The 23,734-nt window shown below is 73.9% G+C and carries 21 protein-coding genes and 1 pseudogene; 13 read left to right on the top strand and 9 right to left on the bottom strand.

Features of this window, described 5'->3' with window-relative positions:
- Window positions 1-14 precede the first annotated feature (14 nt).
- The 6 genes and pseudogenes from AB0E02_RS32770 (at window position 15) to AB0E02_RS32795 (ending at window position 6,998) form a co-directional block, all read left to right on the top strand.
- Window positions 15-1,066 (top strand): annotated as a pseudogene (locus AB0E02_RS32770) (LLM class flavin-dependent oxidoreductase).
- The gene (locus AB0E02_RS32775; protein ID WP_362146262.1) at window positions 1,063-2,457 is read left to right on the top strand and encodes an NtaA/DmoA family FMN-dependent monooxygenase; all 1,395 of its coding nucleotides are present in this window, start codon (window positions 1,063-1,065) and stop codon (window positions 2,455-2,457) included. The pseudogene AB0E02_RS32770 and the gene AB0E02_RS32775 overlap by 4 nt, the downstream one beginning before the upstream one ends.
- Window positions 2,454-3,239: a DUF1684 domain-containing protein gene (locus tag AB0E02_RS32780; protein WP_362146266.1), complete on the top strand. Its 786-nt coding sequence runs from the start codon at window positions 2,454-2,456 to the stop codon at window positions 3,237-3,239. Before AB0E02_RS32775 ends, AB0E02_RS32780 begins: the two co-directional genes overlap by 4 nt.
- Before the next feature lie 263 nt (window positions 3,240-3,502).
- Window positions 3,503-4,411 carry a S1 family peptidase gene (locus tag AB0E02_RS32785; protein WP_362146269.1) on the top strand — a complete coding sequence of 303 codons (909 nt, stop codon included), beginning with the start codon at window positions 3,503-3,505 and terminating at the stop codon, window positions 4,409-4,411.
- 176 nt (window positions 4,412-4,587) lie between these two features.
- Entirely contained in the window at window positions 4,588-5,559 is a 972-nt protein-coding gene (locus tag AB0E02_RS32790; RefSeq protein ID WP_362146272.1) for a slipin family protein, read from the top strand.
- Window positions 5,560-5,924: 365 nt separating this feature from the next.
- A complete protein-coding gene (locus AB0E02_RS32795; protein ID WP_362146275.1) occupies window positions 5,925-6,998 on the top strand; it encodes a S1 family peptidase in 1,074 nt (357 codons plus the stop codon).
- Window positions 6,999-7,090: 92 nt separating this feature from the next.
- Here the strand turns inward: AB0E02_RS32795 and AB0E02_RS32800 are convergent, their stop codons facing one another.
- The 3 genes from AB0E02_RS32800 to AB0E02_RS32810 form a co-directional block, all read right to left on the bottom strand.
- Window positions 7,091-7,843 (bottom strand): metallophosphoesterase family protein, encoded by a 753-nt coding sequence (locus AB0E02_RS32800; RefSeq protein ID WP_362146278.1) that lies wholly within the window; start codon window positions 7,841-7,843, stop codon window positions 7,091-7,093.
- 141 nt (window positions 7,844-7,984) lie between these two features.
- The gene (locus AB0E02_RS32805) at window positions 7,985-8,425 is read right to left on the bottom strand and encodes a subtilase-type protease inhibitor (RefSeq protein ID WP_030811498.1); all 441 of its coding nucleotides are present in this window, start codon (window positions 8,423-8,425) and stop codon (window positions 7,985-7,987) included.
- A 411-nt stretch (window positions 8,426-8,836) separates the two neighbouring features.
- On the bottom strand, window positions 8,837-9,535 hold the full coding sequence (locus tag AB0E02_RS32810) for a TetR family transcriptional regulator (protein ID WP_362146284.1): 699 nt from the start codon (window positions 9,533-9,535) through the stop codon (window positions 8,837-8,839).
- A 129-nt stretch (window positions 9,536-9,664) separates the two neighbouring features.
- Between AB0E02_RS32810 and AB0E02_RS32815 the strand changes: the two genes are divergently transcribed.
- Window positions 9,665-10,435: an SDR family NAD(P)-dependent oxidoreductase gene (locus AB0E02_RS32815; RefSeq protein WP_362146287.1), complete on the top strand. Its 771-nt coding sequence runs from the start codon at window positions 9,665-9,667 to the stop codon at window positions 10,433-10,435.
- Between the two features lie 42 nt (window positions 10,436-10,477).
- Here AB0E02_RS32815 and AB0E02_RS32820 read toward each other — a convergent pair whose 3' ends face one another.
- Together AB0E02_RS32820 and AB0E02_RS32825 are read right to left on the bottom strand one after the other, a co-directional pair.
- Complete coding sequence (locus AB0E02_RS32820) at window positions 10,478-10,801, bottom strand: nuclear transport factor 2 family protein (RefSeq protein WP_362146289.1); 324 nt, start codon at window positions 10,799-10,801, stop codon at window positions 10,478-10,480.
- Window positions 10,802-10,859: 58 nt separating this feature from the next.
- A complete protein-coding gene (locus AB0E02_RS32825; protein WP_362146292.1) occupies window positions 10,860-11,924 on the bottom strand; it encodes a DUF3533 domain-containing protein in 1,065 nt (354 codons plus the stop codon).
- Between the two features lie 248 nt (window positions 11,925-12,172).
- Here AB0E02_RS32825 and AB0E02_RS32830 point away from each other — a divergent pair, with 248 nt between their 5' ends.
- Together AB0E02_RS32830 and AB0E02_RS32835 are read left to right on the top strand one after the other, a co-directional pair.
- Complete coding sequence (locus AB0E02_RS32830) at window positions 12,173-15,721, top strand: DNA polymerase III subunit alpha (RefSeq protein ID WP_362146295.1); 3,549 nt, start codon at window positions 12,173-12,175, stop codon at window positions 15,719-15,721.
- Window positions 15,718-16,830: a hypothetical protein gene (locus tag AB0E02_RS32835; protein ID WP_362146298.1), complete on the top strand. Its 1,113-nt coding sequence runs from the start codon at window positions 15,718-15,720 to the stop codon at window positions 16,828-16,830. Before AB0E02_RS32830 ends, AB0E02_RS32835 begins: the two co-directional genes overlap by 4 nt.
- 21 nt (window positions 16,831-16,851) lie before the next feature.
- Here AB0E02_RS32835 and AB0E02_RS32840 read toward each other — a convergent pair whose 3' ends face one another.
- Window positions 16,852-17,463 carry a pyridoxamine 5'-phosphate oxidase family protein gene (locus AB0E02_RS32840; RefSeq protein WP_362146323.1) on the bottom strand — a complete coding sequence of 204 codons (612 nt, stop codon included), beginning with the start codon at window positions 17,461-17,463 and terminating at the stop codon, window positions 16,852-16,854.
- Between the two features lie 421 nt (window positions 17,464-17,884).
- On the opposite strand from AB0E02_RS32840, the gene AB0E02_RS32845 reads away from it, so the two are divergent.
- The gene (locus AB0E02_RS32845; protein ID WP_362146300.1) at window positions 17,885-18,736 is read left to right on the top strand and encodes an alpha/beta fold hydrolase; all 852 of its coding nucleotides are present in this window, start codon (window positions 17,885-17,887) and stop codon (window positions 18,734-18,736) included.
- A gap of 65 nt (window positions 18,737-18,801) precedes the next feature.
- Here the strand turns inward: AB0E02_RS32845 and AB0E02_RS32850 are convergent, their stop codons facing one another.
- The gene (locus tag AB0E02_RS32850) at window positions 18,802-19,389 is read right to left on the bottom strand and encodes a helix-turn-helix domain-containing protein (protein ID WP_362146303.1); all 588 of its coding nucleotides are present in this window, start codon (window positions 19,387-19,389) and stop codon (window positions 18,802-18,804) included.
- Between the two features lie 118 nt (window positions 19,390-19,507).
- Between AB0E02_RS32850 and AB0E02_RS32855 the strand changes: the two genes are divergently transcribed.
- On the top strand, window positions 19,508-19,990 hold the full coding sequence (locus tag AB0E02_RS32855; protein ID WP_362146306.1) for an SRPBCC family protein: 483 nt from the start codon (window positions 19,508-19,510) through the stop codon (window positions 19,988-19,990).
- Between the two features lie 6 nt (window positions 19,991-19,996).
- Here the strand turns inward: AB0E02_RS32855 and AB0E02_RS32860 are convergent, their stop codons facing one another.
- Complete coding sequence (locus AB0E02_RS32860; RefSeq protein WP_362146308.1) at window positions 19,997-20,314, bottom strand: hypothetical protein; 318 nt, start codon at window positions 20,312-20,314, stop codon at window positions 19,997-19,999.
- Window positions 20,315-20,537: 223 nt separating this feature from the next.
- Window positions 20,538-21,551: a lytic polysaccharide monooxygenase gene (locus AB0E02_RS32865; RefSeq protein ID WP_362146311.1), complete on the bottom strand. Its 1,014-nt coding sequence runs from the start codon at window positions 21,549-21,551 to the stop codon at window positions 20,538-20,540.
- A gap of 457 nt (window positions 21,552-22,008) precedes the next feature.
- Here AB0E02_RS32865 and AB0E02_RS32870 point away from each other — a divergent pair, with 457 nt between their 5' ends.
- Together AB0E02_RS32870 and AB0E02_RS32875 are read left to right on the top strand one after the other, a co-directional pair.
- The gene (locus AB0E02_RS32870; RefSeq protein ID WP_362146314.1) at window positions 22,009-22,548 is read left to right on the top strand and encodes a hypothetical protein; all 540 of its coding nucleotides are present in this window, start codon (window positions 22,009-22,011) and stop codon (window positions 22,546-22,548) included.
- Between the two features lie 83 nt (window positions 22,549-22,631).
- Window positions 22,632-23,357, top strand: coding sequence for a class I SAM-dependent methyltransferase (locus AB0E02_RS32875; protein WP_362146317.1), 726 nt, complete (start codon window positions 22,632-22,634; stop codon window positions 23,355-23,357).
- The last annotated feature ends 377 nt before the right edge of the window (window positions 23,358-23,734 follow it).

The following is a 23,734-nucleotide window of genomic DNA, read 5'->3' on the forward strand; positions in this document are numbered from 1 at the left end:
CGGAAAGGAACCCCATGCCCCACCCCCTGCACCTGGCCGTCGCGCTGGACACCCCGCAGCCGTCCGGCGGTGCCGCCCACCACGCCGCGTACGACGCCGCGCGCCTCGTCGCGCTCGCCCGGCTCGCCGAGCGCGGCGGCCTCACCTTCGTGACCCTCGGCGACGGCTTCGGCCGCCCCGGCCTCGACGCCCCGGCCGTGCTCGCCCGGATCGCCCCGGCCACCTGGGGGTCCCCCCGGCCGGAGGCTGGGGGAGGATCGGGCTGATCCCCACCGTCACCACCACCCACACCGAGCCGTTCCACGTCTCCACCACGGTCGCCACCCTGGACTGGGTCAGCCGCGGCCGGGCCGGCTGGTCCGTCGAGGTCTCCACCACCGACGCCGACGCCGCGCTCTTCGGCCGCCGGCCGGCCGCCCCGCCCGCCGAGGTCTGGGCCGAGGCCGGCGAGGTCGCCGACGTCGCCGCCCGGCTGTGGGACAGCTGGGAGGACGACGCGGAGATCCGCGACCGCGCCACCGGACGGTTCATCGACCGGGACAAGCTCCACCACGTCGACTTCACCGGCCGCACCTTCTCCGTCCGCGGCCCCTCGATCGTGCCCCGGCCCCCGCAGGGCCGCCCGGTCGTCGCGGTGGACGCCACCGACGAGCCGGCGCGCGAGGTGGCCGCGGCCCACGCCGACCTCGCCCTGGTCCGCGTCGAGGACCCGGCCACCGCCCGGGCCGTCCGCGAGGAACTGCGCGACCGCGCCGGCACACACGGCCGCGACCCCGGCCACCTGCTGGTCTTCGCCTCGCTGCCGGTCGAGCTCGACGACGCGGCCGACGGGGCCGGGCTCGCCGACCTGATCGCGGACTGGCGGGCGGCCGGCGCCGCCGACGGCTTCCACCTGCGCCCCGCCGATCCCCGCCGGGACCTCGCACTGCTCGTCGAGGCCACCGTCCCCGTCCTCCGGGCGCGCGGTCTGCTCGGCCGCCCCGGCCACCCGGGCGGCACACTGCGCGAGCACCTCGGCCTGCCCCGCCCGGCCAGCCGCTACGCCCTCGCCAGGGAGACCGCATGACCCCGACGGCCCCCACAACACCCACGACCCCCACGCCCCCGCGCAAGCAGATCCGGCTCGCCGCCCACTTCCCCGGCGTCAACAACACCACCGTCTGGGCCGACCCGAGGTCCGGCAGCCAGATCGACTTCGCCTCCTTCGAACACCTCGCCCGTACCGCCGAGCGCGGACTGTTCGACTTCTTCTTCCTCGCCGAGGGGCTGCGGGTCCGCGAGCACAAGGGGCGGATCCACGACCTCGACGTGCTCGGCCGGCCCGAGTCGCTCACCGTGCTGGGCGCCCTGGCGGCGGTCACCGAGCACCTGGGACTGGCCGCCACGGTCAACACCACCTTCAACGAGCCGTACGAACTCGCCCGCCGGCTCGCCTCCCTCGACCACCTCAGCGGCGGCCGGGCGGCCTGGAACGTGGTCACCACCTCCGACGCCTTCACCGGCGAGAACTTCCGCCGCGGCGGCTACCTCGACCGCGCCGACCTCCCCCAAGTTCTCGACTTCGCTCGAACAGGGGGTACCCCCATCACCCGGGCGGCCGAATTCGTCGCCGTGGCACGGGAGTTGTGGGACTCCTGGCCGGACGGGGCGGCGCCCCGGCCGGTCGACCACCGCGGGGAACACTTCACCGTCCGCGGCGAGTTCACCGTGCCGCGCAGCCCGCAGGGGCATCCCGTCATCATCCAGGCCGGGGACTCCTGCGAGGGCCGGGAGTTCGCCGCCGCCACCGCGGACGTCATCTTCACCCGGCACAGCGGCCTCGAAGCCGGCCGGGCCTTCTACGCCGACGTCAAGCGCCGGCTCGCGGCGTACGGCCGGCAGCCGGACCACCTCGCGGTCATGCCGGGCGTCACCTTCGTCCTCGGCGACACCGCCGCCGAGGCCCAGGAACACGCCGCCGAGATCCGCCGGTTGCAGGTCTCCCCGCAGAACGCGCTGCTCGCGGCCGAGCAGATCTGGGGCGTGGACCTCTCCGGGTACGACCCCGACGGGCCGCTGCCGGACGTCGATCCGGACCCCGGCAGCGAGCTGGCCCAGGGCCGGGTCAGGATCGCCGACCCGAAGGCGATCGCCGACAAGTGGCGGGCGCTGTCCCGCGCCAAGGGCCTGTCGCTGCACGAGACGGTGATCGAGACCACCGGCCGGCAGTCCTTCATCGGCACCCCGGAGGACGTCGCGGCGCAGATGGACGCCTTCGTGCAGAGCGACGCCGCCGACGGGTTCATCCTGGTGCCGCATCTGACGCCGGGCGGTCTCGACCCGTTCGTGGACCGGGTGGTACCCCTCCTCCAGGAGCGCGGGGTCTTCCGCACGGAATACACCGGTACGACGCTGCGCTCCCACCTCGGGCTGCCGCCGCAGCCCGGCCGCGCAGCAGGAAAGGGACCCATCGCATGAGCACCGATGCACGCGAGGAGTGGCAGGACTGGCGCGAACGGCGCCGCGCCGCGATCAGCGGGCCGTACGGCCCGCTCGCCCTGGCCGGCACCCACTGGCTGGCGGACCACCCCGACGGCCGGATCGCGGGACTGCCGGGCCACTGGACCGCGCAGGACGACGCGGTCGTACTGCGGGCCGGGCCGGACGACGGACTCACCGTCGACGGCGAACCGGCCGCCGGTGAGGTCCGGCTCGGCCCGGACGCGGACCCGGCCTCGACGCGGGTGACGTCCGGCGAGCGGCATCTGCTGGTGCTGCGCCGCGAAGGCGCGTGGGCGGTGCGCGACTTCGACCCGGAGTCGGAGGCCCGCCGGTCGTTCGCCGGCATCGACGTCTACGAGCACGACGCGCGCTGGGTGCGGCCGGGTCTCTTCCGGCCGTACGCGCAGGGCCGCACGATCCAGGTGCGCAACGCCGACGGGCAGCGGCGGGGCCTGGGGCTCGCCGGGGAGCTCGCGTTCACCCTCGAAGGGGACGAGCACACCCTGCAGGTCGCGGTCGAGGGCGACGGCTCGCTGTGGGCGGTGCTCGCCGACGCCACCAGCGGCACCGACAGCTACCGCTTCCGGTTCCTGCGGCCGCCCGCGCCCGCCGCGGACGGCACCGTCACGGTCGACCTCAACCGGATCCTGCTGCCGCCGTGCGCGTTCGCCGACCACTTCCTGTGCCCCTTCCCGCCGCCCGGCAACACCCTGTCGGTCGCGCTGCGCGCGGGGGAGCGGAACCCCACCGTCCGCTGACCGGTCCCAGGACCGACCGAGGGGGTCACCCCGCGCCCCGGCAGCCGTCAACGCGGCTGCCGGGGCGCGGTGTTGAGGTGTCGGGCGCATTTCCGGCGCGAGACATGCGTGAAGCCCTCTTGCGCTCAACGGGTGGTGCGCCGGAGACTCCCGCTCAGCGCTTGTCAGGGGCACGCAAAAATGAACGTGCGGATTCGCGTGCCCTTCGGCTGCGCCTCACCGGGCTGCCCACCGGCGGCCCCCCGATCCCCTCGGAGGAATCAGTGAGGAACGAGCGCACCACCCCCCGCAGCGGCATGGCGAGACGCACCCGGCTGATCGCCGTGGCGTCCGGACTGGTGGCCGTCGGAGCCATCGCCGTCCCGACCGCCAGCGCCCAGAACCCCGCCCCCGCACAGACGTTCAGCGCCGCACGGCTCACCGCCGCCGGTGACGCGGTCCGCGCGGCGAACGTCGCCGGCACCGCCTGGCGGGTCGACCCCGCGACCCACACCCTGGTCGTCACCGCCGACCGCACCGTCTCCCGGGCGGAGATCGCGAAGATCCAGCGGGCCGCCGGCGCCAACGCCGGTGCGCTCCGCATCGACCGGACCGCCGGCACGTTCCGCAAGTTCATCTCCGGCGGCGACGCCATCTACACGCCGAGCTGGCGCTGCTCGCTGGGCTTCAACGTCCGCAGCGGCAGCACGTACTACTTCCTGACGGCCGGTCACTGCACCGAGGGCAAGCCGCCGTGGTACACCACCTCCTCGGACACCACGAGCATCGGCCCGACGACCGGCACCAGCTTCCCCGGCAACGACTACGGCATCGTGAAGTACACCAACACGTCCCTGTCGCACCCGGGCACCGTCGGCAGTCAGGACATCACCAGCGCCGGCACCCCGAGCGTCGGCCAGTCCGTCACCCGCCGCGGCTCCACCACCGGCATCCACAGCGGCAAGGTCACCGCCCTGAACGCCACCGTCAACTACGGCAGCGGCGACATCGTCTCCGGGCTCATCCAGACCACCGTCTGCGCCGAACCGGGTGACAGCGGCGGCCCGCTCTACTCCGGGACCAAGGCGCTGGGCCTGACCTCCGGCGGCAGCGGCGACTGCACGTCCGGTGGCACCACCTTCTTCCAGCCCGTCACCGAGGCGCTCAGCGCGTACGGCGTGAGCGTGTACTGACCGGCCGGGACGTGAGCACTTCCTGACCGGACAGGACCGGCCGGGTCCCCGTCAGCCGGCTGACGGGGACCCGGCCGGCACCCCTCGCCCGCGCCTCGACCGCCTTCCGGAGCCGGGCATACCATGGAAAAGCAGCCCGAACACGGACGGTATACGGCACACCTCAGGGGGCCGTGATGGTCGAAGAACTGGTGACGGCCGGAGTGGGACTGGCATGCGCCGGCGCGGTGTATTTCATGGCGGCGGCGCGGGTGGTCAGGCAGTACGAGCGCGGGGTGGTGCTCCGGCTGGGCAAGCTGACCTCCGCGGTCCGGCCGCCGGGCTTCACCATGATCATCCCGGGCATCGACCGGATGCGTAAGGTCAACATGCAGATCGTCACGATGCCGGTGCCCGCCCAGGAAGGCATCACCCGCGACAACGTCACGGTCCGGGTCGACGCGGTGGTCTACTTCAAGGTCGTGGACGCCGCCGACGCGGTCATCCGGGTCGAGGACTACCGCTTCGCGGTCTCCCAGATGGCCCAGACCTCCCTCCGGTCGATCATCGGCAAGAGCGAGCTGGACGATCTGCTGTCGAACCGCGAGAAGCTCAACCAGGGCTTGGAGCTGATGATGGACAGCCCGGCCATCGGCTGGGGCGTGACCGTCGACCGGGTGGAGATCAAGGACGTCTCGCTGCCGGAGACGATGAAGCGGTCGATGGCCCGCCAGGCGGAGGCCACCCGCGACCGGCGGGCCCGGGTGATCAACGCCGATGCCGAGCTGCAGGCGTCGAAGAAGCTGGCCGAGGCCGCGGCCGCGATGTCCGACCAGCCCGCCGCGCTGCAACTGCGGCTGCTGCAGACCGTGGTGGCGGTCGCCGCCGAGAAGAACTCCACCCTCGTCCTGCCGTTCCCCGTGGAGCTGCTGCGGTTCCTGGAGCGCTCCGCGCAGCAGGGCCAGGTGCCGGCCGGCCCGCCGGAGACCGCGGACCGGCGGGAGCCGGTGCGCCGCCCGGACGGCGCGACCGCCGCGGAGGAGCCGCTGCCGGGCGAGGAGCGGCTGGAAGTGCTCCCCGACGCCGAGCACCCGGCCGACCTGCCCGTCGCCCCGCCGGTGGACCTGGCCGCCGATGTGCCGGTGGACCTCCCGGAAGACCTCCGCTGAGCCGCTCCGCCCGCCCCCTGCCCCCGCCGCTCCCCGGCGGGGGCGTTTTCCGGCCGGACCGGACCCTCACATACGGGCCCGCCCGGGGCGACCCGCACCCCGGTTGATGTCCGCACTCAGGAGCACGGTCCGCGGATATCGGTGTGACGGCGATGTGGCGGAACCGTGAACTCCCGTACGTGAGACCGGAACTCGGTCTTGTGCACGACTGAGACGGGTGGGAATACTCGGCTCCGCACGTTGGCATGAACGCGACCCCCCGAGGCGCTGCGCCGCGGGGCGGCCCCGTTCGTGCCGGAATCTCACTCTCCGGGCCCGTGCGACTCCCCACAGTCCGGGCCCTTCCCCCCACGGGAGGCTCTGAGTTGAAGCACCGACGCATACCCGACCGGCGCGCCGTCCTGGCAGGCGCCGGAGCGCTCGCCCTCGCCGCCACCGCCACCGTCACCCTCGCCAACGCCCAGGCGTCCCCGGCCCCCACCGCCCCCACGGTGGCCAGGCTGACCTCCGCCGCGGCCACCACCCTGGCGTCCCAGCTCAAGACCGGCACGGCCGGCGCGTACTACGACGCGCAGGCGAAGAAGCTGGTGGTCAACGTCGTCAGCGAGACGGCCGCCAAGGCCGTCCGGGCGAAGGGCGCCGAGGCCAGACTCGTCAAGCACACCCTCGCCCAGCTCGACGCGGCCCGGCAGACACTGAAGGCCAAGGCCACCATCCCCGGCACGGCCTGGGGCATCGACCCGCGCAGCAACAAGGTCGTGGTGACCGCCGACCGCACGGTCACCGGCAGCAAGCTGGACCGGCTCACCGCGGTCGCCCGGAGCCTCGGCGACCGGATCGAACTCCGACACAGCAAGGGGGAGTTCAAGCCCTTCATCGGTGGCGGTGACGCGATCTGGGGGAGCGGCGCCCGCTGCTCGCTGGGCTTCAACGTCGTCAAGGACGGCCAGCCCTACTTCCTCACGGCCGGCCACTGCGGCAACGCCGTCAAGAGCTGGTCGGACAAGCAGGGCGGCTCGGAGATCGCGACCACCGAGGACTCCAAGTTCCCCGGCGACGACTACTCCCTCGCCAAGTACACCGGGAACACCGAGCACCCGAGCGAGGTCGACCTCTACAACGGCAGCACCCAGAAGATCACCAAGGCCGCCGAGGCCACCGTCGGTGAGAAGGTGCAGCGCAGCGGCAGCACCACCCAGGTCCACGACGGCACCGTCAAGGCCCTGAACGCCAGCGTCAACTACCAGGAGGGCACGGTCGAAGGGCTGATCCAGACCGACGTCTGCGCCGAGCCCGGCGACAGCGGCGGCGCGCTCTTCGACGGCGAGTCCGCGATCGGCCTCACCTCCGGCGGCAGCGGCGACTGCTCCGGCGGCGGCGAGACCTTCTTCCAGCCGGTCCCGGAGGCCCTGAAGGCCTACGGCGCGCAGATCGGCTGATCCGCGGCCGCGGTCCAGGATCCGTCCCGGCCCGCTCCCGGGGCGCCGGCCCCCGGACACGTCCGCCGTCCGGGGGCCGGCGCCCGGCGGGGTCAGCCGGTCGCCCGCCCGTCGCCCGGCCCGAACGCGGCCAGCGCCTCCTCGGCCGAAACCCGGGCCCGTACGTACGTATCCGCCCAGTCGGCCGCCGACGGGAAGCCCGAATCCCGGGCGATCCGGGCGCAGGCCGCGTCGTAGTCGAAGGGGGTGCGCCGCAGGGTGACCGCGCCGCCGCCGGCCCCCAGCAGCGCCCAGTGCGCACCGGCCCTGCCGTACGGCATGCCGACGCTGCCGGGGTTGACCACCAGCCGTCCGTGGGTGAGCCGGACGTACGGCATGTGGGTGTGTCCGCAGACCACGGTCCGTACCGTGCCGGGCAGCTCCGCCAGCACCTCGGCCCAGCGCTCGGGCCGCGAGTCGACGAGCACCATCTCCTCGTCGTCCCGGGGCGTGGCGTGGCAGAACAGGACCGGTCCGAGCCCGGCCACCTCCAGTGTGACGGAGGTGGGCAGCGACCGGAGGAAGTCCCTTTCCTCCGGGGCGAGTTGGCCGGCCGCCCAGGCGCTGACCGGGTCCGCCGGGCCGTCTTCCCCGCGGCCCGCCGGATCGTCGGTCAGCTCCCGGTCGGCGTTGCCGCGGACCCACACCGCGCGCTCCCCGAGGGAGCGCAGTGCGGCGAGGGTCTCGCGGGGCAGGGGCCCGGCGAGCAGATCGCCGGTCAGTACGATCCGCTCGGCGGCGCGGACGTCCGGCTCGGCGAGCACCGCCTCCAGGGCCGGCAGCACACCGTGGACGTCGGAGAACACGGCGACCCCGGTCCGGTCCGAAGTTCCCTACGGGGGCCGGATGTTGATGTCGGTCATGGGTCGAGCCTATGCGCCGGCGGTCCCCGCACGTGGCGGCCCCCGGGCACCACCCACCGGTGCCCGGGGACCTGGGTGCGGTGCTCAGAACTCGAAGACCGAGCTCAGGCCGGCGCGCATCACACAGGAGTTGGCGTAGGTGTAGGTGTACGACACCCGCTTGCCCTGCCACACGCCGTCGGCGGTGACGACGATCGGGGCCCACTCCTTGGTGCACAGCCGGTCCGACTTGGGGCTGGTGACGGTGTTGAAGTCACCGGCCGCGGCCCGCAGTTCGGCGCAGGCGGCCTTCGGCGCCGGGTGGCTGCCGGAGGCCACCGGCATACAGCTGAGCGACACCGCGCGCTGGACCGTGGCGTTCGCGCGGCTGTCGCCCTGGCCGACCGTCAGCACCAATTCCGACGGTGCGTAGAGACCGCCGCTGCGCGCGGGCTGTGCTGGGGCGGCGACGGCTTGTGCGCTGGTGGCCAGCGTGCCGAGGACCAGCGCCGTGCCGAGCGCGATCGCCCCAGTGGTGTACCGCATGACGAACACTCCTTTGCTCGAAGGTGCAGATACCGGACGGGAGTTTGGTCGAAACACGTCCCGAAAGCACCTTGAGTGGGCCTCGGCCGATCGCTTTGAGTCGTTGGGTGAAAGCTGAGAGTAATGGCGCGAACCTGACGGGTGGGGTTCGGGGGAGCGTACGGGAAGCGCGGTGCGGCCAGCCGGAATGCCCCGTGCATCGTGCGGGGGGCAAGGGCCACGGTGACCGGGAGGGAAGTAATCCGGCCGCCGACCGGTCGTTCGGGCGGGTTTTGATCTCCGTCGATTGGCCGAAGAGGGGGGCCGGAGGCTGCCTCCGTACGGCCTGGGCCGCGCTTCGAGGTAACAGGCGGTCGGCGGCGGGCTGCCTTACCCGCCGCGTTTTCGTACGCAATCGGGGTGCGGGCGGCCTCAATCCCGGGACGCGGCCCGCCCGTTCGGCGGCCCGTCCAGCTCCGGCAGTCCGGCCGTCAGCGCCCGCATGCCGCGGGCCGCCAACTCGCCGGGCCCGCGCGGCCCGTTCACCGGCCCGTCGTCCGCCGCCCACTCCTCCACCGCGACCCGCAGCGCGGTGTTCGCCGCGGCCGCGGCCAGCCGGACCTGTAGCGCCTCCGCACCCGTCATCCGCGCGAGGACCGGCCGCAACGCCTCCTCGGCGTCGTGGTGGACCCGGTGCCAGACCGCACGCAGCGCCGGATCGCCGGGCATCGCCCGCAGCAGCCCGCGGGTCCGGCGCAGCGCCTCCGCGGCCGGCTCGTCGGCGGGGGTCAGCGCCCGGCGGGCGGCCTGCTCCAGTACCTCGCGGACCGTGGGCGCCGCCGGCCCGGCGGGCGGTGCGGCCAGGTCGTCGATCCACTGCCGCACCCCGACGGAGAGCAGCGGCGCCACCGCGTCCTCCTTGGTGCGGAAGTAGCGGTAGAAGGTGCGCAGCGCGACGCCGGAGGCGCGGGCGATCTCCTCGGCGGTGACCGCGGCGCCGCGCTCGGCGAACAGCGCCGCCGCACAACGGGCGATCTCCAGCTGGGTCGCGGCCTTGCGCCGCTCGGTGAGCGAGGGGCGGGCGGCGGGCGCCGCGGGACGGGGCTCGGTGGGCACGGACTCGGCGGACATGGACTCAGCTTACGGAGCGTGGTGCCAGGACGGCGCATCGCGCGTGTTTGGCACAACGTGCCATTACGGCGTACCGTGCACGGCGATCGCCGCAACGCCGATCGTCACCATCGCGAAGGGAGCACCACCATGAACCGCTTCGAGGGACGCCGGGTCCTGATCACCGGGGCCGGCTCCGGTATCGGGCAGGCCACCGTCCACCGGATCCTCGCCGAGGGCGGCCGGGTGGTGGCGGCGGACGTCGACGCCGCGGGCCTGGAGGCCACCGCCGGCCGGGCCGCGGCGGACGGGGTCGCGGGCCGGCTGCGGACCGCGGTGCTGGACATAGCCGACGAGGCGGCGGTCCGCTCCGGCGTCGCCGCCGCGGTGGACGGCCTCGGCGGCCTGGACGTGCTGGTCAACGCGGCCGGCATCCTGCGCTCCGCGCACACCCACGAGACCAGCCTGGAGCTCTTCAACCGGATCATCGCCACCAACCTGACCGGCACGTTCCTGATGATCCGCGAGGCACTGCCCGCCCTCCTGGAGGGCACGTCCCCGGTCGTGGTCAACTTCAGCTCCACCTCGGCCTCGTTCGCGCACCCCTACATGGCGGCGTACGCGGCGAGCAAGGGCGGCATCCAGTCCATGACCCACGCGATCGCCGCCGAATACGGCAAGCAGGGGCTGCGCGCGGTGTGTGTCGCACCGGGCTCCATCGCCAGCGGGATGACCAGCGGCCGCGGCCCGGGCCTGCCCGAGGACGCCGACATGTCGCTGTTCGTCAAGCTCGCTCCGGCCCTCGGCGAGGGCTTCGCGGGCCCGGAGACGGTCGCCGGCGTCATCGCGATGCTCGCCTCGCAGGACGGCGCGTTCATCACCGGCACGGAGATCCGGATCGACGGCGGCACGCACATGTGACCGTGCCCAACTGGCATGTAAAAAGACGTTTATGACGGTGAGTCAGGCCTCTCCGGTCTCGAACCGGCTCACCTTCCCGTCCGTCACCGTGAACGCCCAGCGCGTCCGCATCTCCCCCCAGGTGTCGTTGCGGTAGTCCGCCACGAGGGACAGCCCGTCGTCCGACTGCGACCGCACCGTCAGGTGGCCGCGCGAGCCGAAGACCTCCCGGTCGGTCCACTCCCGCAGGTCGCGGTCGGACCCGTCGTCGGACATCGTCGCGTCGGGGGTGAGCGCGGCGAAGAACGCCTGCTCGTCGTGGGCGTTGAGGGCGGTGACCAGTGCGCGCACCGCGGGGTGGGACAGCTGGTCGGCGGGGAGGGCCATGGGGTTGCTCCTTCGTGCGGTGCGGATGACCGGTGCGTCCGGGGCGGCGCCCGGTGGTTCAGGTCGGCAGTCGTTCCTCCTTCGGGGGGCGGCCCCTCGGGCGGTCCTTCTTCAGGAAGACCGACAGCAGGAGCGTGAGCAGCGTGCCGCCCACCGCCCAGGCGGCGAGCACCAGCAGCGGGCCGGTCGCCGCGGCGCCGTCGAAGTAGGCGAGCGAGCGCGCCGCCCAGGTGCCCGCGCCCGGGGGCAGGGCCGGGCCGATGGCGCGCCAGAACGGGGGCAGCAGCGGATACGGGTAGGCGCCGCCCGCGCTCGGATTGCCCAGGATGACGATCAGCAGGATCGCCAGGCCGATGCCGATGATGCCCAGCAGGGCCTGGCAGGCCAGCGTCGTGGCCCCCACTGCGAAGACCACCAGGGCGCCCAGCCCCCACAGCCCGGCGAAGGTACCGGGCAGCGCGCCCAGGACCGGGCCGACGACGATCGCGCCGGCCAGCCCGGCGGCGATCGCGTACACCGCGAGGGCGGTCAGCCGGATGACGGCCCGGTGCCCGTTGGAGGGCCGCGCCCCGGCGCTGATCGCGAGGATCGCGGCGCACAGGTAGCCGCCGACGCACCAGCCGACGACCAGGTAGAAGGACGACAGGCTGCGGCTGTCGCCCGGGGCCGCGGGGGTGACGTCGACCGTCCGGACGGTGCGCCCCTGGGCCTTCTCGGCCGCCCGGACGACCAGTTCGACCGCCTGGGACAGTGCGGCGCCCCCGCCGCTCGCGACCAGCAACCGGTCGGTGGTGCCGCGCGGAGCCACGATCAGCGCCCCGTCGACGGCCCGGTCGGCGAGCCGCTGCCGCGCCAGACGCTCGGAGCGCAGCGCGCGCGGGTCCAGCGGGGAGCCGGGCAGCCGGCCCAGCTGCGTCACCACCTGCCGGGCGGCCGGCCCCGGAGCGACCACGCCGAGCGGTACGTCCGTCGGCCGGGGGTGGTGGAAGGCGCCGGCGTACGAGGTGATGAACGCGATCATCAGGCCCAGGACGCCGAGCACCAGCAGTGAGGCGTGCGGTGTCACGGCGCTCTTCACCTCGCCGAGGAAGGTGGTGCGGGTGCCGTCGTCCGTGGTGGCCATCCGTCACTCCTCGCCGCAGGTTCACCCACCGGCATCCGGCCCACCGGAAGACGGCTTTTGCCCCCATATCTTGCGAGCTGCGGCGGGTCGGTGCAGAACGGATGGGCTGAACGGCGGAGGTGCGAAGACGATCTTCCGGGGTGCCCCGGCGTGTTGTTCGTACGAATGTTCGACGAGCGGGTTATGGTGGAGGTGAGGAACGAGGGACACAAGGTCAGCCGGGGGGCGGTGAGGTGCAGGAGGTGCGGATGCCCGGGTTCACGCATCTGCACACCGCTTCGGGGTTCTCGCTGCGTTACGGCGCCTCCCACCCGGAGCGGCTGGCCGAGCGCGCCGCAGAACGCGGCATGGACGCCCTCGCCCTGACCGACCGGGACGGCCTCTCCGGGGCCGTACGGTTCGCCCGGGCTGCCTCGGAGGCCGGCATCCGCCCGCTCTTCGGCGCGGAACTGGCCGTCGCGGAGCACACTCCGGACCCCCCGGCCGCCACCACCCGCCGGCGCACCCCGGTGCGCGGCGGCGCCTTCATCGACGAGTCCGCCGCCCGCGCGGTCTTCCTGGCACGCGACGGAGCGGCCGGCTGGGCCGCCCTGTGCCGGCTGGTCTCGGCCGCCCACGCGGGCGGCGGCGACCGGCCCGTCCTCTCCTGGACCGAGCTGGAATCCGCCGCGGACGGACTCACCGTGCTGCTCGGCCCGGACTCCGACATCGGCCGGGCGCTGGCCGCCGGCCGCCCCGACCGCGCCGCCCGGCTCGTCGTCCCCTGGCGCGAGCGGTACGGCGAGGCGCTGCGCCTGGAGGTCGTCGACCACGCCCGGCCCGGCAGCGGCCCCGGCTCCACCCGGCTGGCCGCCCGCACCCTCGGCTTCGCCGTCGACCAGGGCATCCGCGCCGTCCTGACCAACGCGGTCCGCTACGCCGACCCCGGCCAGGGCCCGGTCGCCGACGTCCTGGACTCCGCCCGCCGCCTGGTGCCGGTGGACCCGCACCGCCCCGAGTCCTGGGACGGCGGCGAGCGCTGGCTCAAGGACGCCGACGCGATGGGCCGCACCGCCGAGCGGATCGCCGAGGCGGCCGGCTTCCGGCGCGGCCTGGCCCACCAGTTGCTCGCCATGACCGAGCAGACCGCGGGGGAGTGCCTCGTCGACCCGCAGGACGACATCGGGCTCGGCCGGATCCACTTCCCCGAACCCCACCTGGTCGGCGCGGAACGCCGCACCGCCGCCCGGGTGCTGCGCTCGCGCTGCGCCGCCGGCATGGTCCTGCGCGGCCACGACCGCGACCGGGAGCGCTGGGCCCGGCTGGAGGACGAGCTGCGCACGATCGAACGGCTCGGCTACCCCTCGTACTTCCTGACCGTCGCCCAGGTCGTCGACGACATCCGGCAGCGCGGCATCCGCGTCGCGGCCCGCGGATCCGGCGCCGGGTCGCTGGTCAACCACCTCCTCGGCATCGCACACGCCGACCCGGTCGAGCACGGGCTGCTGATGGAGCGCTTCCTGTCGACGCGGCGGGCCGCGCTGCCGGACATCGACATCGACGTGGAGTCCGCCCGCCGGCTGGAGGTCTACCGCGCGATCTTCGACCGCTTCGGCGCCGAACGGGTCGCCACGGTCTCCATGCCCGAGACCTACCGCGTCCGGCACGCCGTACGGGACGTGGGCGCCGCGCTGGGCATGGACCCGGCGCGGGTCGACCGGCTCGCCAAGGCGTTCCCGCACATCCGCGCCCGCGACGCCCGGGCCGCGCTGACCGAACTGCCGGAGCTGCGCGGCATCCGGGAGGACGGCGGCGAACGGCTGTGGGAACTGGTCGAGGCGCTGGACGCCCTGCCGCGCGGCATCGCCATGCACCCGTGCGGGGTGCTGCTCTCCGACGCCACGCTGCTGGACCGCACCCCCGTCGTGCCGACCAGCGGCGAGGGCTTCGCGATGTCCCAGTTCGACAAGGACGACGTGGAGGAGATGGGACTGCTCAAACTCGACGTGCTGGGCGTGCGCATGCAGTCCGCGATGGCGCACGCGGTCGCCGAGATCGGCCGGGCCACCGGCCGCCGGCTCGACCTCGACGACCCCGCACAGGTGCCGCCCGGCGACCCGGCCACCTACGACCTGATCCGCTCGACCGAGACGCTCGGCTGCTTCCAGATCGAGTCGCCGGGCCAGCGCGATCTGATCGGCCGGCTGCAGCCCGCCACCTTCCACGACCTGGTGGTCGACATCTCGCTGTTCCGTCCGGGCCCGGTCGCCGCCGACATGGTCCGGCCCTTCATCGATGCCCGGCACGGCCGCAGACCCGTCCGCTATCCCCACCCGGACCTGACGGAGCCGCTGCGCGAGACCTACGGCGTGGTGGTCTTCCACGAGCAGGTCATCGAGGTGCTGCGGATCATGACGGGCTGCGGCCGGGACGAGGCGGACGAGATGCGGCGCGCGCTGTCCGAGCCGGAGCTGCAGGGCCGGGTGCGCGCCTGGTTCGCCCGGCGCGCCGAACGGCGCGGCTACGCACCCGAGGTGATCACGCGGACCTGGGAGATCGTCGAGGCCTTCGGCTCGTACGGCTTCTGCAAGGCGCACGCGGTGGCCTTCGCGGTGCCCACCTACCAGTCCGCCTGGCTCAAGGCCCACCACCCCGCGGCCTTCTACGCCGGGCTGCTCACCCACGAGCCGGGGATGTACCCCAAGCGGCTGCTGCTCGCGGACGCCCGGCGGCGCGGGGTGCCGGTGCTGCCGCTGGACGTGAACCGCTCGGCGGTCACCCACCGGATCGAACTGGTGTCCGGTCGGGAGGGTGCCGGGGACGCCTGGGGACTGCGGCTCGCGCTTTCCGATGTCCACGGCATGAGCGAGGCCGAGGCGCGGCGGATCGCGGACGGACAGCCCTACCACTCCCTCCAGGACCTGTGGCAGCGCGCCCGGCCGTCCCGCCCGATCGCCGAACGCCTCGCCCGGGTGGGCGCGTTGGACGCCTTCGGCGCGAACCGGCGGGACCTGCTGCTGTACGTCTCCGAGCTGCACCACCACGGGCGGCGGGCGACCGGCGGTCAGCTGTCGCTGCACACGGACCTGGAGGAACGGCGGGCCGACCCCGTCGAGCCCGCCGGGCTGCCCGACCTCAGCGACGTCGAACGGCTCAGCGCCGAGCTCGGCGTCCTCGGCATGGACGCCTCCCGCCATCTGATGGCCGACCACCGGGAGTTCCTGACCGAACTGGGCGCCCTGCCGGCCCGGCTGCTGCGCAATGCCAGGAACGGCGAGACGGTGCTGGTCGCCGGGGCCAAGGCGGCCACCCAGACCCCGCCGGTCCGCTCCGGCCGCCGGGTCATCTTCACCACCCTCGACGACAGCACCGGCCTGGTCGACTGCGCCTTCTTCGACGACTCCCACGAGGCCTGCGCCCACACCGTCTTCCACTCCTGGCTGCTGCTGGTGCGCGGTACGGTCCAGCGGCGCGGGCCGCGCAGCCTCAGCGTGGTCGGCAGCGCCGCCTGGAACCTCGCCGAACTGGCCGAACTCCGCCGCGAGGGCGGCCTGGAGGCGGTCGCCGCCCGGCTCGCCGCGGAGCCGGACCGGCCCACGGCCGGGCAGGGCACAGCAGCCGGCCCGGACTCCGGCGAAGAGCCCGGAGAGGGCCCCGGCGAAGGAGCGGAGCCCGAACCGGCCGGCACCGGGCCGGGCCGCACCATCCGGCTGGAGACCGGCTACGAACTGCACCCCTGGGCCGACCTCCAGCCCCCGGGTGAACGCGCCGCCACCGGCCGGAAGTTGTGGCACGCCAGCCCCGGGAGCGCGGGATGACCCCCACGACCCGGCCCCCCGCCACGCCGCCGCGACCCCCGGGCGCCGCGCGGCCGCCCGGCATGCTCCACGTCCGCTTCCGCAACGCCCATGACACCCCGGTGACCGCCGGGCAGTTCGAGCAACTCCTCGGCCTCCTGGCGCAGTTCACACCGATGGTCGAGGCGCTGCCGCCGGACGCCGCACTGGCGGACGTCCGCGGCGCGCTGCGCTACTTCGACCGCGACGCGGCGGGCATCGCCGAGCTGATCCGGCTGCGCGCACTGGCCTGGCACGGCGTACGGTGCACCATCGGGATCGCCGCCAACCCGCTGCTCGCCCGGATGGCCGCGCAGGCCGCGGCGCCCGGCGAGATCCGGACCGTCCCCGACGACGCCGAGGCCGTCACCGCCTTCCTCGACCGCCGGCCGGCCTCGGCGCTGCACGGCGTCGGCCCGGCGACCGCCCGCGCGCTCTCCGCATATGGACTCGACAGCGTCGGCCGGATCGCCGCCGCACCCCCCGGGACCCTGCAGCGGATCCTCGGCGCCCGGACCGGCCGGGTCGTCCAGGACCGGGCCCGCGGCATCGATCCCACACCGGTGGTGCCCAATGCCGTCGCCCGCTCGATGGGCGCCGAACACCGCTTCGTCCACGACGAGTTGGACCCGGACCGGCGCCGCCGGGCGCTGCTCTCGCTCGCCGACGACCTCGGCGCACGGCTGCGCACGACCGGGCAGGTGGCCCGCGCGCTCACCCTCATCGTCCGCTACGCCGACCGCTCCACGACGACCCGCACCCGCCGGCTCGCCGAACCGACCGCCCACGGCCCCGCGCTGACCGAGGCGGCCTATGCGCTGCACGCCGCGCTCGGGCTGCAGCGGGCCCGGGTGCGGTCCGTGGCGCTGCGGGCCGAGGACCTGTGCCGCGCCGAACTCGCCGCGCACCAGCTGAGCTTCGACCCGTCCGACGACAAGGCCCACCGCATCGAGGCGGCCGTCGACCGGGCCCGGGCCCGCTTCGGCGCCGGCGCCGTACGCCCCGCGGCGACCCTCGGCCCGGCCGCCCGCCGCACACCCCCGCCCAAGCACGGCAGCAAGCCCCCCGGCCCGGGCGCCGGCCGGCACTGAGCCCCACCGGCCGGGAGCGGTCTAGCCGTAGAGCCGCTCCGCATACCGCGGGCCGTAGTGCTCCTCCAGCTCCGCCAGCGACCGGTCCTGGGCCTCGACGCCCCTGACGATCCGCGCCCGGGAGGGCACCGCCTCCGGCTCCCAGGTCTCCGGCCGCCACAACTCCGAGCGCAGGAACGCCTTGGAGCAGTGGTAGAAGACCTCCTCGACCTCCACCAGCAGCGCCAGCCGCGGGCGGTTGCCCTTGACCACCAGCCGGTCGAAGAACGGGGCGTCCCGCAGCAGCCGGGCGCGGCCGTTGATCCGCAGGGTGTCGCCGCGCCCCGGAAGGACGTAGTTCAGGCCGACGTGCGGATTGGCGAGGACGTTCACGAAGCCGTCCATGCGCTTGTTGCCGGGGCGGTCGGGGATGACGAGGGTGGTGTCGTCCAGGACGAGGGTGAAACCCGCCGGGTCGCCCTTGGGCGAGACGTCGCACCGGCCCTCGGCGTCCGAGGTGGCTATCACGCAGAACGGTGAGCGGGCCAGCCACTGGCGGTCGAGGTCGTGCAGCCGGTGGCGGGTCTTGTTGGCGGCATGGGAATTCGGATGGCCCATCAGCTCGCGCAGCTCCTCCTCCGACGAGATCTCCACGATGCCCGTCAGATCCGCCGGTCCCGCCTGATCCGCCGTTCCCGTACGGTCCGCCGTTCGCGCGCCGTCCGCCGTCGTCTCCATCGGTGTCTCCCCTCCGTCACCTGCCTGGTCAACGCGGTACCGACGGTACGCGACGGGTCTGACAACCGGCCCGTCCCGGGCGCATGAGTGAGGTATCCGACACGGCGGGCACGGCAGCACGGAACGGGAGGTTCGACCCCCGTGCGTCCGGTGAGGGTTGTGTGGGTTTTCCTTCACCGTCACACGACTGGTCCTTCTTGCTTACCCGGCCGTAACTTACTTGCCAGTCAACTGCGTTGGCCCTTGCGATCCGGATCGCAGGTGAACGGCTCACCGTGCACCTCGGAGTCTCCTCACCCTCGCACCCCCCTCACACCCCCCTCGCAAGGAGCATCGTATGAAGCTGCGCTGGTCCCGAACGCTCACCCTGCTGCCCGCCCTCGCCCTCGCCCTTGGTTTCGCCACCGCTCCCGCCTCCGCCGACGCCCCCACCGTCCGCAGCGGCTGGAACGACTTCTCGTGCAAGCCCTCCACCGCCCACCCGCGGCCGGTGGTCCTGGTACACGGCACCCTCGGCAACTCCGTGGACAACTGGCTCGGTCTCGCGCCCTACTTGGTGGCCCGCGGCTACTGCGTCTTCTCCCTGGACTACGGCCAGCTCCCCGGCGTACCGCTCTTTTACGGCCTGGGCCCGGTGGACGCCTCCGCCGGGCAGCTCGCCACCTACGTCGACCGGGTGCTCGCCGCCACCGGAACGCACAAGGTCGACCTCGTCGGCCACTCCCAGGGCGGCATGATGGCGCGCGTCTATCTGAAGTTCCACGGCGGCGCGGACAAGGTGAACACGCTGGTCGGGCTGGCCCCCGACAATCACGGCACCGATCTGGACGGGCTGACCCGCCTGCTGGACCACTTCCCCGGCGCCAAGCAGTACCTGAGCAAGGCGACCCCCGGGCTGACCGACCAGATCGTCGGCTCGGACGTGCTCAACCGCCTCAACGCGGGCGGCGACACCGTCCCCGGGGTGCACTACACCGTGATCGCGACCAAGTACGACGAGGTCGTCACGCCCTACCGGAGCGGCTACCTGGACGGCCCCGACGTGCGCAACGTCCTGCTCCAGGACCTGTGTGCGGTCGACCTCTCCGAGCACGTCGCCATCGGCACCGTCGACCCCGTGGCCTTCCACGAGACGGCCAACGCCCTCGACCCGGCCCACGCCACCCCGACCACCTGCCTGAACGGCTGACGGCGGCCGGCCCGGCTCCCCGCCCGCGCGGGGGCCGGGCCGTACGCCGTCCCCGCGGCGTGGTCTCAGCCCGCGGTCAGCAGGGCGTCGGTGCACTGCCCGGCCAGCTCCTCGGCGTGCGGGGGCAGCGGCTCCCCGCCGCGCAGATGGCGGCGCACCAGGGACAGCGGCAGGTCGACGACGGCGAGCGACACCCGCTCCAGGCCCAGCTCGCCGTGCAGCCCCAGCGCGCCGGCGAGCGCCGCCACCGCCGCCCGGACCCGCATGTTCCCCTCGTCCGCGCGGCGCAGCTGCTCCGCCGGCCAGTCGTCCCGGCCGAACTCGTGCGCCCCGTAGAGCAGCAGCGCGGCCTCCTGGGGGTGCGCGCGGCTCCACGCGACCACGTGGCGGGAGGCCGCCCGGCCCCCGGCACGCGGCCCGTCCCCTGAGCGCAGGGCCGCGAAATAGCCCTCCTGGAAGCCCTCGACGGTGCGTAGCCACACCTCGGCGAGGAGTGCCGGGCGGCCGGCGAAACGGTGGTACAGCGAGCCGCTCGGCGCGCCGACGGCCTGGGCGACCGCGGACATGGTGACGCCCGAGGGCCCGTGCTCGGCCGCCAGCCGTACGGCGGCGTCGAGGAGCTGCGAGATGTCGAAACGGGGTGGCCTGGCCATGTTCTAGAGGGTACTCTCCATAATATTGGAGGGGCCTCTCCAAAACCCTCCTTCTGCGCCGGGCCCGCGCCTGCTCGCGAGCCGGCGCCTGCCCCACGCCTCACGGAAAGGCCGCCCGATGGGTGTCTACAACGTGCACGAGCGGGTGCTGCCCGTCCCCGACGCCGAGGCCGGCCTGCTGATCGACGGCCTGTCCGGCGCCGCCGACCGGCTCTGGCCGGGCCGCGACTGGCCCCCGATGGTGTTCGACGGCCCGCTCGCGGCGGGCGCCGCCGGCGGCCACGGCCCGGTCCGCTACACCGTCGCCGCGTACGTCCCGGGCCGCTGGGTGCGCTTCACCTTCAGCGGCCCGCGGGGCTTCGACGGCTTCCACGAGTACACCGTCCACCCGCTCGGACCCCACCGCACCCTGCTGCGCCACACCCTCGCCATGCGCGCCCGCGGCCCGGCCCGGCTCAGCTGGCCGCTGGCCTTCCGCCAGCTCCACGACGCATGCCTGGAGGACAGCCTGGACCGCGCCGAACACGCCTGCACCGGCCGCGTCGCCCGGCCCGCCCGCTGGAGCCGCTACGTCCGCCTGCTGCGCCGCCTCGTCCGCTGAGCACCCTCACCGCCCGCGTGCCCGCGCCCGACGCAGCACCAGGAAGCCCGGCGCCGCACCGGCGGGGGCCAACGGGATCACCAGCAGCCGGCCGGAGAAGACCAGGACCGTGACCGTCAGTACGGCGCTCGCGGCCACGCCGCACCACAGGGGAGTGCGACGCGGCAGCAGCACCAGTGCGGCGGCCGGCCCGGCGAGGGTCACCGCCGCCGGACAGGTGGCGGTGACCCTCATCAGCACGTCCGGACCGCCCTTCCCGGCGCCGGCCACCACCCCGAGCCCGACGGCCGCCGTCCCCGGCACCGCGAGCGAACGCCGCGGCACCTGCCCCGGAGCACCCCCTTGGCCGGCCGGCGCGGCGCCGCCCCGTCCCGGCTGCCGCAACTCGTTCCTCCACCAAGCACGTCGCCACGACGTCGTCGAACCGCTGCCCCCGAACGGCGCGTAGCGCGGCACGCCGCCCACACGGCCGTGCCGCCGCCCCCACGCGCAGAGGGGACGGCGGCACTCCCGGCGAAAGCCGGGCCTGTGGGGGGGCTTGTGGGTGTCAGCCGTGGTGGCGGGCGGCCTTGCGGCGGGTGGTGGCGAACAGCACCCCGGCACCGGTGGCCAGCACGGCCGCACCACCGATGGCCAGCGGGGCGGTGGCGGAGTCACCACCGGTCTCGGCCAGCCGCTGCCCGGAGACCGGCTTGGCGGCCCCGTCGGTCCGCGCCACATTGCCGGCGGACTTGGGGGCGGCCGCACCATGGTCCGAGGCCGGCGCACCGGCCCCCTTCGAGGGCGCCGTCACATCGTGGCCGCCCCCGTGGTGACCGTGTTGGCCCATGTCCATCGAGGACTTGTCCGCACCCGCCGCGATCTGGCCGTCGGTCGGCGCCGAGGCGGCCGGCGCGGGTGCCGTGGCGGCCTTGGAACCGCCGTTGTCCTTCCCGAACACCACGTCCGAGCAGGTGTAGAACGCCTCGGGGCTGTCCGACCGCTGCCAGATGCTGTAGATCAGGTGCCGCCCGGACCGCTGCGGGACCGTGCCGTCGAAGACGTACTCCCCGTTGGTCAGCTTCGGGTCGGTGACCTTCACGAAGGGCTTCGACTCCAGGTCCGACCACTTCAGCGGCTTGGCCGGGTCGTAGCCCGGCTTGGTGAGGTAGAGCTCGAAGGAGCCCTTGTGCGGGGCGGTGGCCTTGTAGCGGAACGTGTGCTTACCGGCCCGCACCTTGGACGCCGGCCAATCGGCACGCGGCAGGTCCAGGCCCTTGAACTGGGCGTCGCCGCCGCTGCAGAGCTTGCCGTCCGGGATCTTCTGCTTGGACCTGCCGCCGGCGTTGCCGTCCCGCACCCCGTTCCAGTCGTAGAACGCCTGCGCCCCGCCGACCTGCACGGCCGCCTTGCACGCCGCGGACTTCGGGCTCTCCGGCCCCTCCGCGTAACAGGCCAGGACCCGGCTGACCGGGTCCGACATCGAACCGTGCGCGACGGCCGGCCCCGCGCAGAGCACGGTGAGCGCCAGCGGCGCGATCCCGGCCAGCGCGATCCCGGTGGCCTTGCGACGAACGGTCATGGTGGGGGTCTCCTTCATCAGATGCATCGAGCGGGGAGAAGCAACGGGCGCAAGAGGCAGCCGAAGGTGGGGGGTCGGAACGCAGACACCGGCGCCGCCCCCCGGAGACCGGCGCCGACGGCCCGCAATGCCGCCTTGCGAGAAGCACGCTAGCCCCGCTGAACAGCCAATTCGCCCCCGAAAGCGGGTTGCTGAGGATCTTTATGGCGCCCTTAAGGAACCGCTAAGCGGGGCCACAGGCAGGCCGGGAGGAAACGGGCGCGGGGGCCGGACGTGGGGCCGTCGGCCGTCCGTAAGGTGTCGTGCTGGGCAGGCCTGCTGTAGTGGTACGGCCGCCCGCCGCGCCATTCCACCCACCTTGCGTACGACGGCAAAGGCGCCCGCGCCACCGCCATCCGGGGCAGCGCACCGCCGAGTTGACGGACCCGACCACTCTGGAGGCTTCGTGGGAGACGCTTTGATCGGCCTGACCGCGGCACTGGTCGGGGTAGCCGGCACACTCAGTGCCCCCGTCTTGTCGCAACGCCTGATGGCCCGCGTTCAGAGAGACCAGTTCGCGCGCCAACAGCAGGTCGAGGAAGCACAGTGGATCCGCGAGAGGCACGTCGCGGAGCTGGACCGCCGGCGCGACTGCTACGTGTCGGTGAACGCAGTCCTCCGCCAATACCGGACCCACCTGATGAAGTTCCTGTGGCTCATACACAAGGGGGAGGTGACGCCGGAAGCCCGAGAAGTGCTGGAGGAAGCCAGGCAGGCCCATCACGCTGCCTTCGCCGAGGCTCAGATGATCGCCTCGGCCCCGGTCCTGGTCGAGCTCGACGGAATGACGATGGCTCTGTCGGAGACCTATCGCCGGACGATGTGCCTGGAGGAGGGGAATCCAGATCCGGACGGCTCGTTCGACGAGATCCGAGCGGAGATCCGTCAGCTTTGGCGCCGCTGGGAAGGGATGCGTGACGTGATGCGCGCGGACCTCATGGTCGACACCGGGCGCTGATCGCACTCTTGCGCCCCGACGACGGCCCGGAGGCGGTCGCGGCGGGCCGGGGCGTTGTCAGTGGTCGATGGCAGCATCGAGACATGAGCACGCACACCTCCGCCGACCCTTCCCCGCAGCCATACGCCGACCCTTCCCCGCGGCCCCGCGACCTGACCCCGGACGGTCCCGCCCACCGGCCGGCCGGGCCGGAACCGACCGCCCTTCCGGTGGCCGACGCGGCCTACTGGGAAGCCGCCGCCGAGACCTTCGACGACGAGCCGGACCACGGGCTGCGCGACCCGGCCGTCCGCGCGGCCTGGGCCGCCCGGTTGCGGACGTGGTTGCCGGCCGAGCCGGCGGAGGTGCTCGACCTGGGCTGCGGCACGGGAAGTCTGTCCCTGCTCGCCGCGGAGCACGGACACCGCGTGCTGGGCGTCGACCGTTCCCCGCGCATGATCGAGCGGGCCCGCGCCAAGCTCCCCGGTCGGGACGCCGCCTTCCTGGTCGGCGACGCCGCCGAACCTCCCGTGGGGGAGCGGCGGTTCGACGTCGTGCTGGTGCGCCATCTGCTGTGGGCACTGCCCGATCCGACGGCCGCACTGCGCCGCTGGGCCGATCTGCTGGTGCCTGGCGGGCGGCTGGTCCTCATAGAAGGCCGCTGGGGCGAGTCGGACCCCATCGGCATACCCGCCGACGAACTGACCCGCCTCGTCGCCCCGTTGGCGGCCCATACGACCGTCCACGACCTCGCGCACGACGCGGTGCTCTGGGGCAAGGAGGTCCACGACCAGCGGTACGCGTTGCTGGCCGATCTCCCACGTACCTAGCTTTCACGCCGTTGCGCTTTGCGGCGCCCCACGTACCCGTCTGTCCCGCCGCGGGGCGCTGCGCTTTGCGGTGCCTCCCACGTACCCGTCTTTTCCGCCGCGGGGCGTCTCGCCGTTGCGCTTTGCGGCGCCCCCGCACGTAGCTGGCCGTCCCGCCGCGGAACGTCTCGCCGTTGCGCCTGCGGCGGGCTGGGTGGTGTTTCGGGTGCGGTGACTGGCCTGCGGGGCCGGTTGTGTGGACTGCTGTCGCTTTACGTCCACACAACCGGCCCCTCCGGCCCGTCCCCTCCCGTTGGGGGGAGGGGAAGAAGGTGGGTGGGGGCGGGCGTTGGGGGTACAAGGGGTCCTTGGGACCCGTAGGGGTCGGTCGAACAGAT

The organism is Streptomyces sp. NPDC048196 (assembly GCF_040652715.1).
In the GTDB taxonomy this organism is placed as follows: Bacteria; Actinomycetota; Actinomycetes; order Streptomycetales; family Streptomycetaceae; genus Streptomyces; species Streptomyces siderophoricus.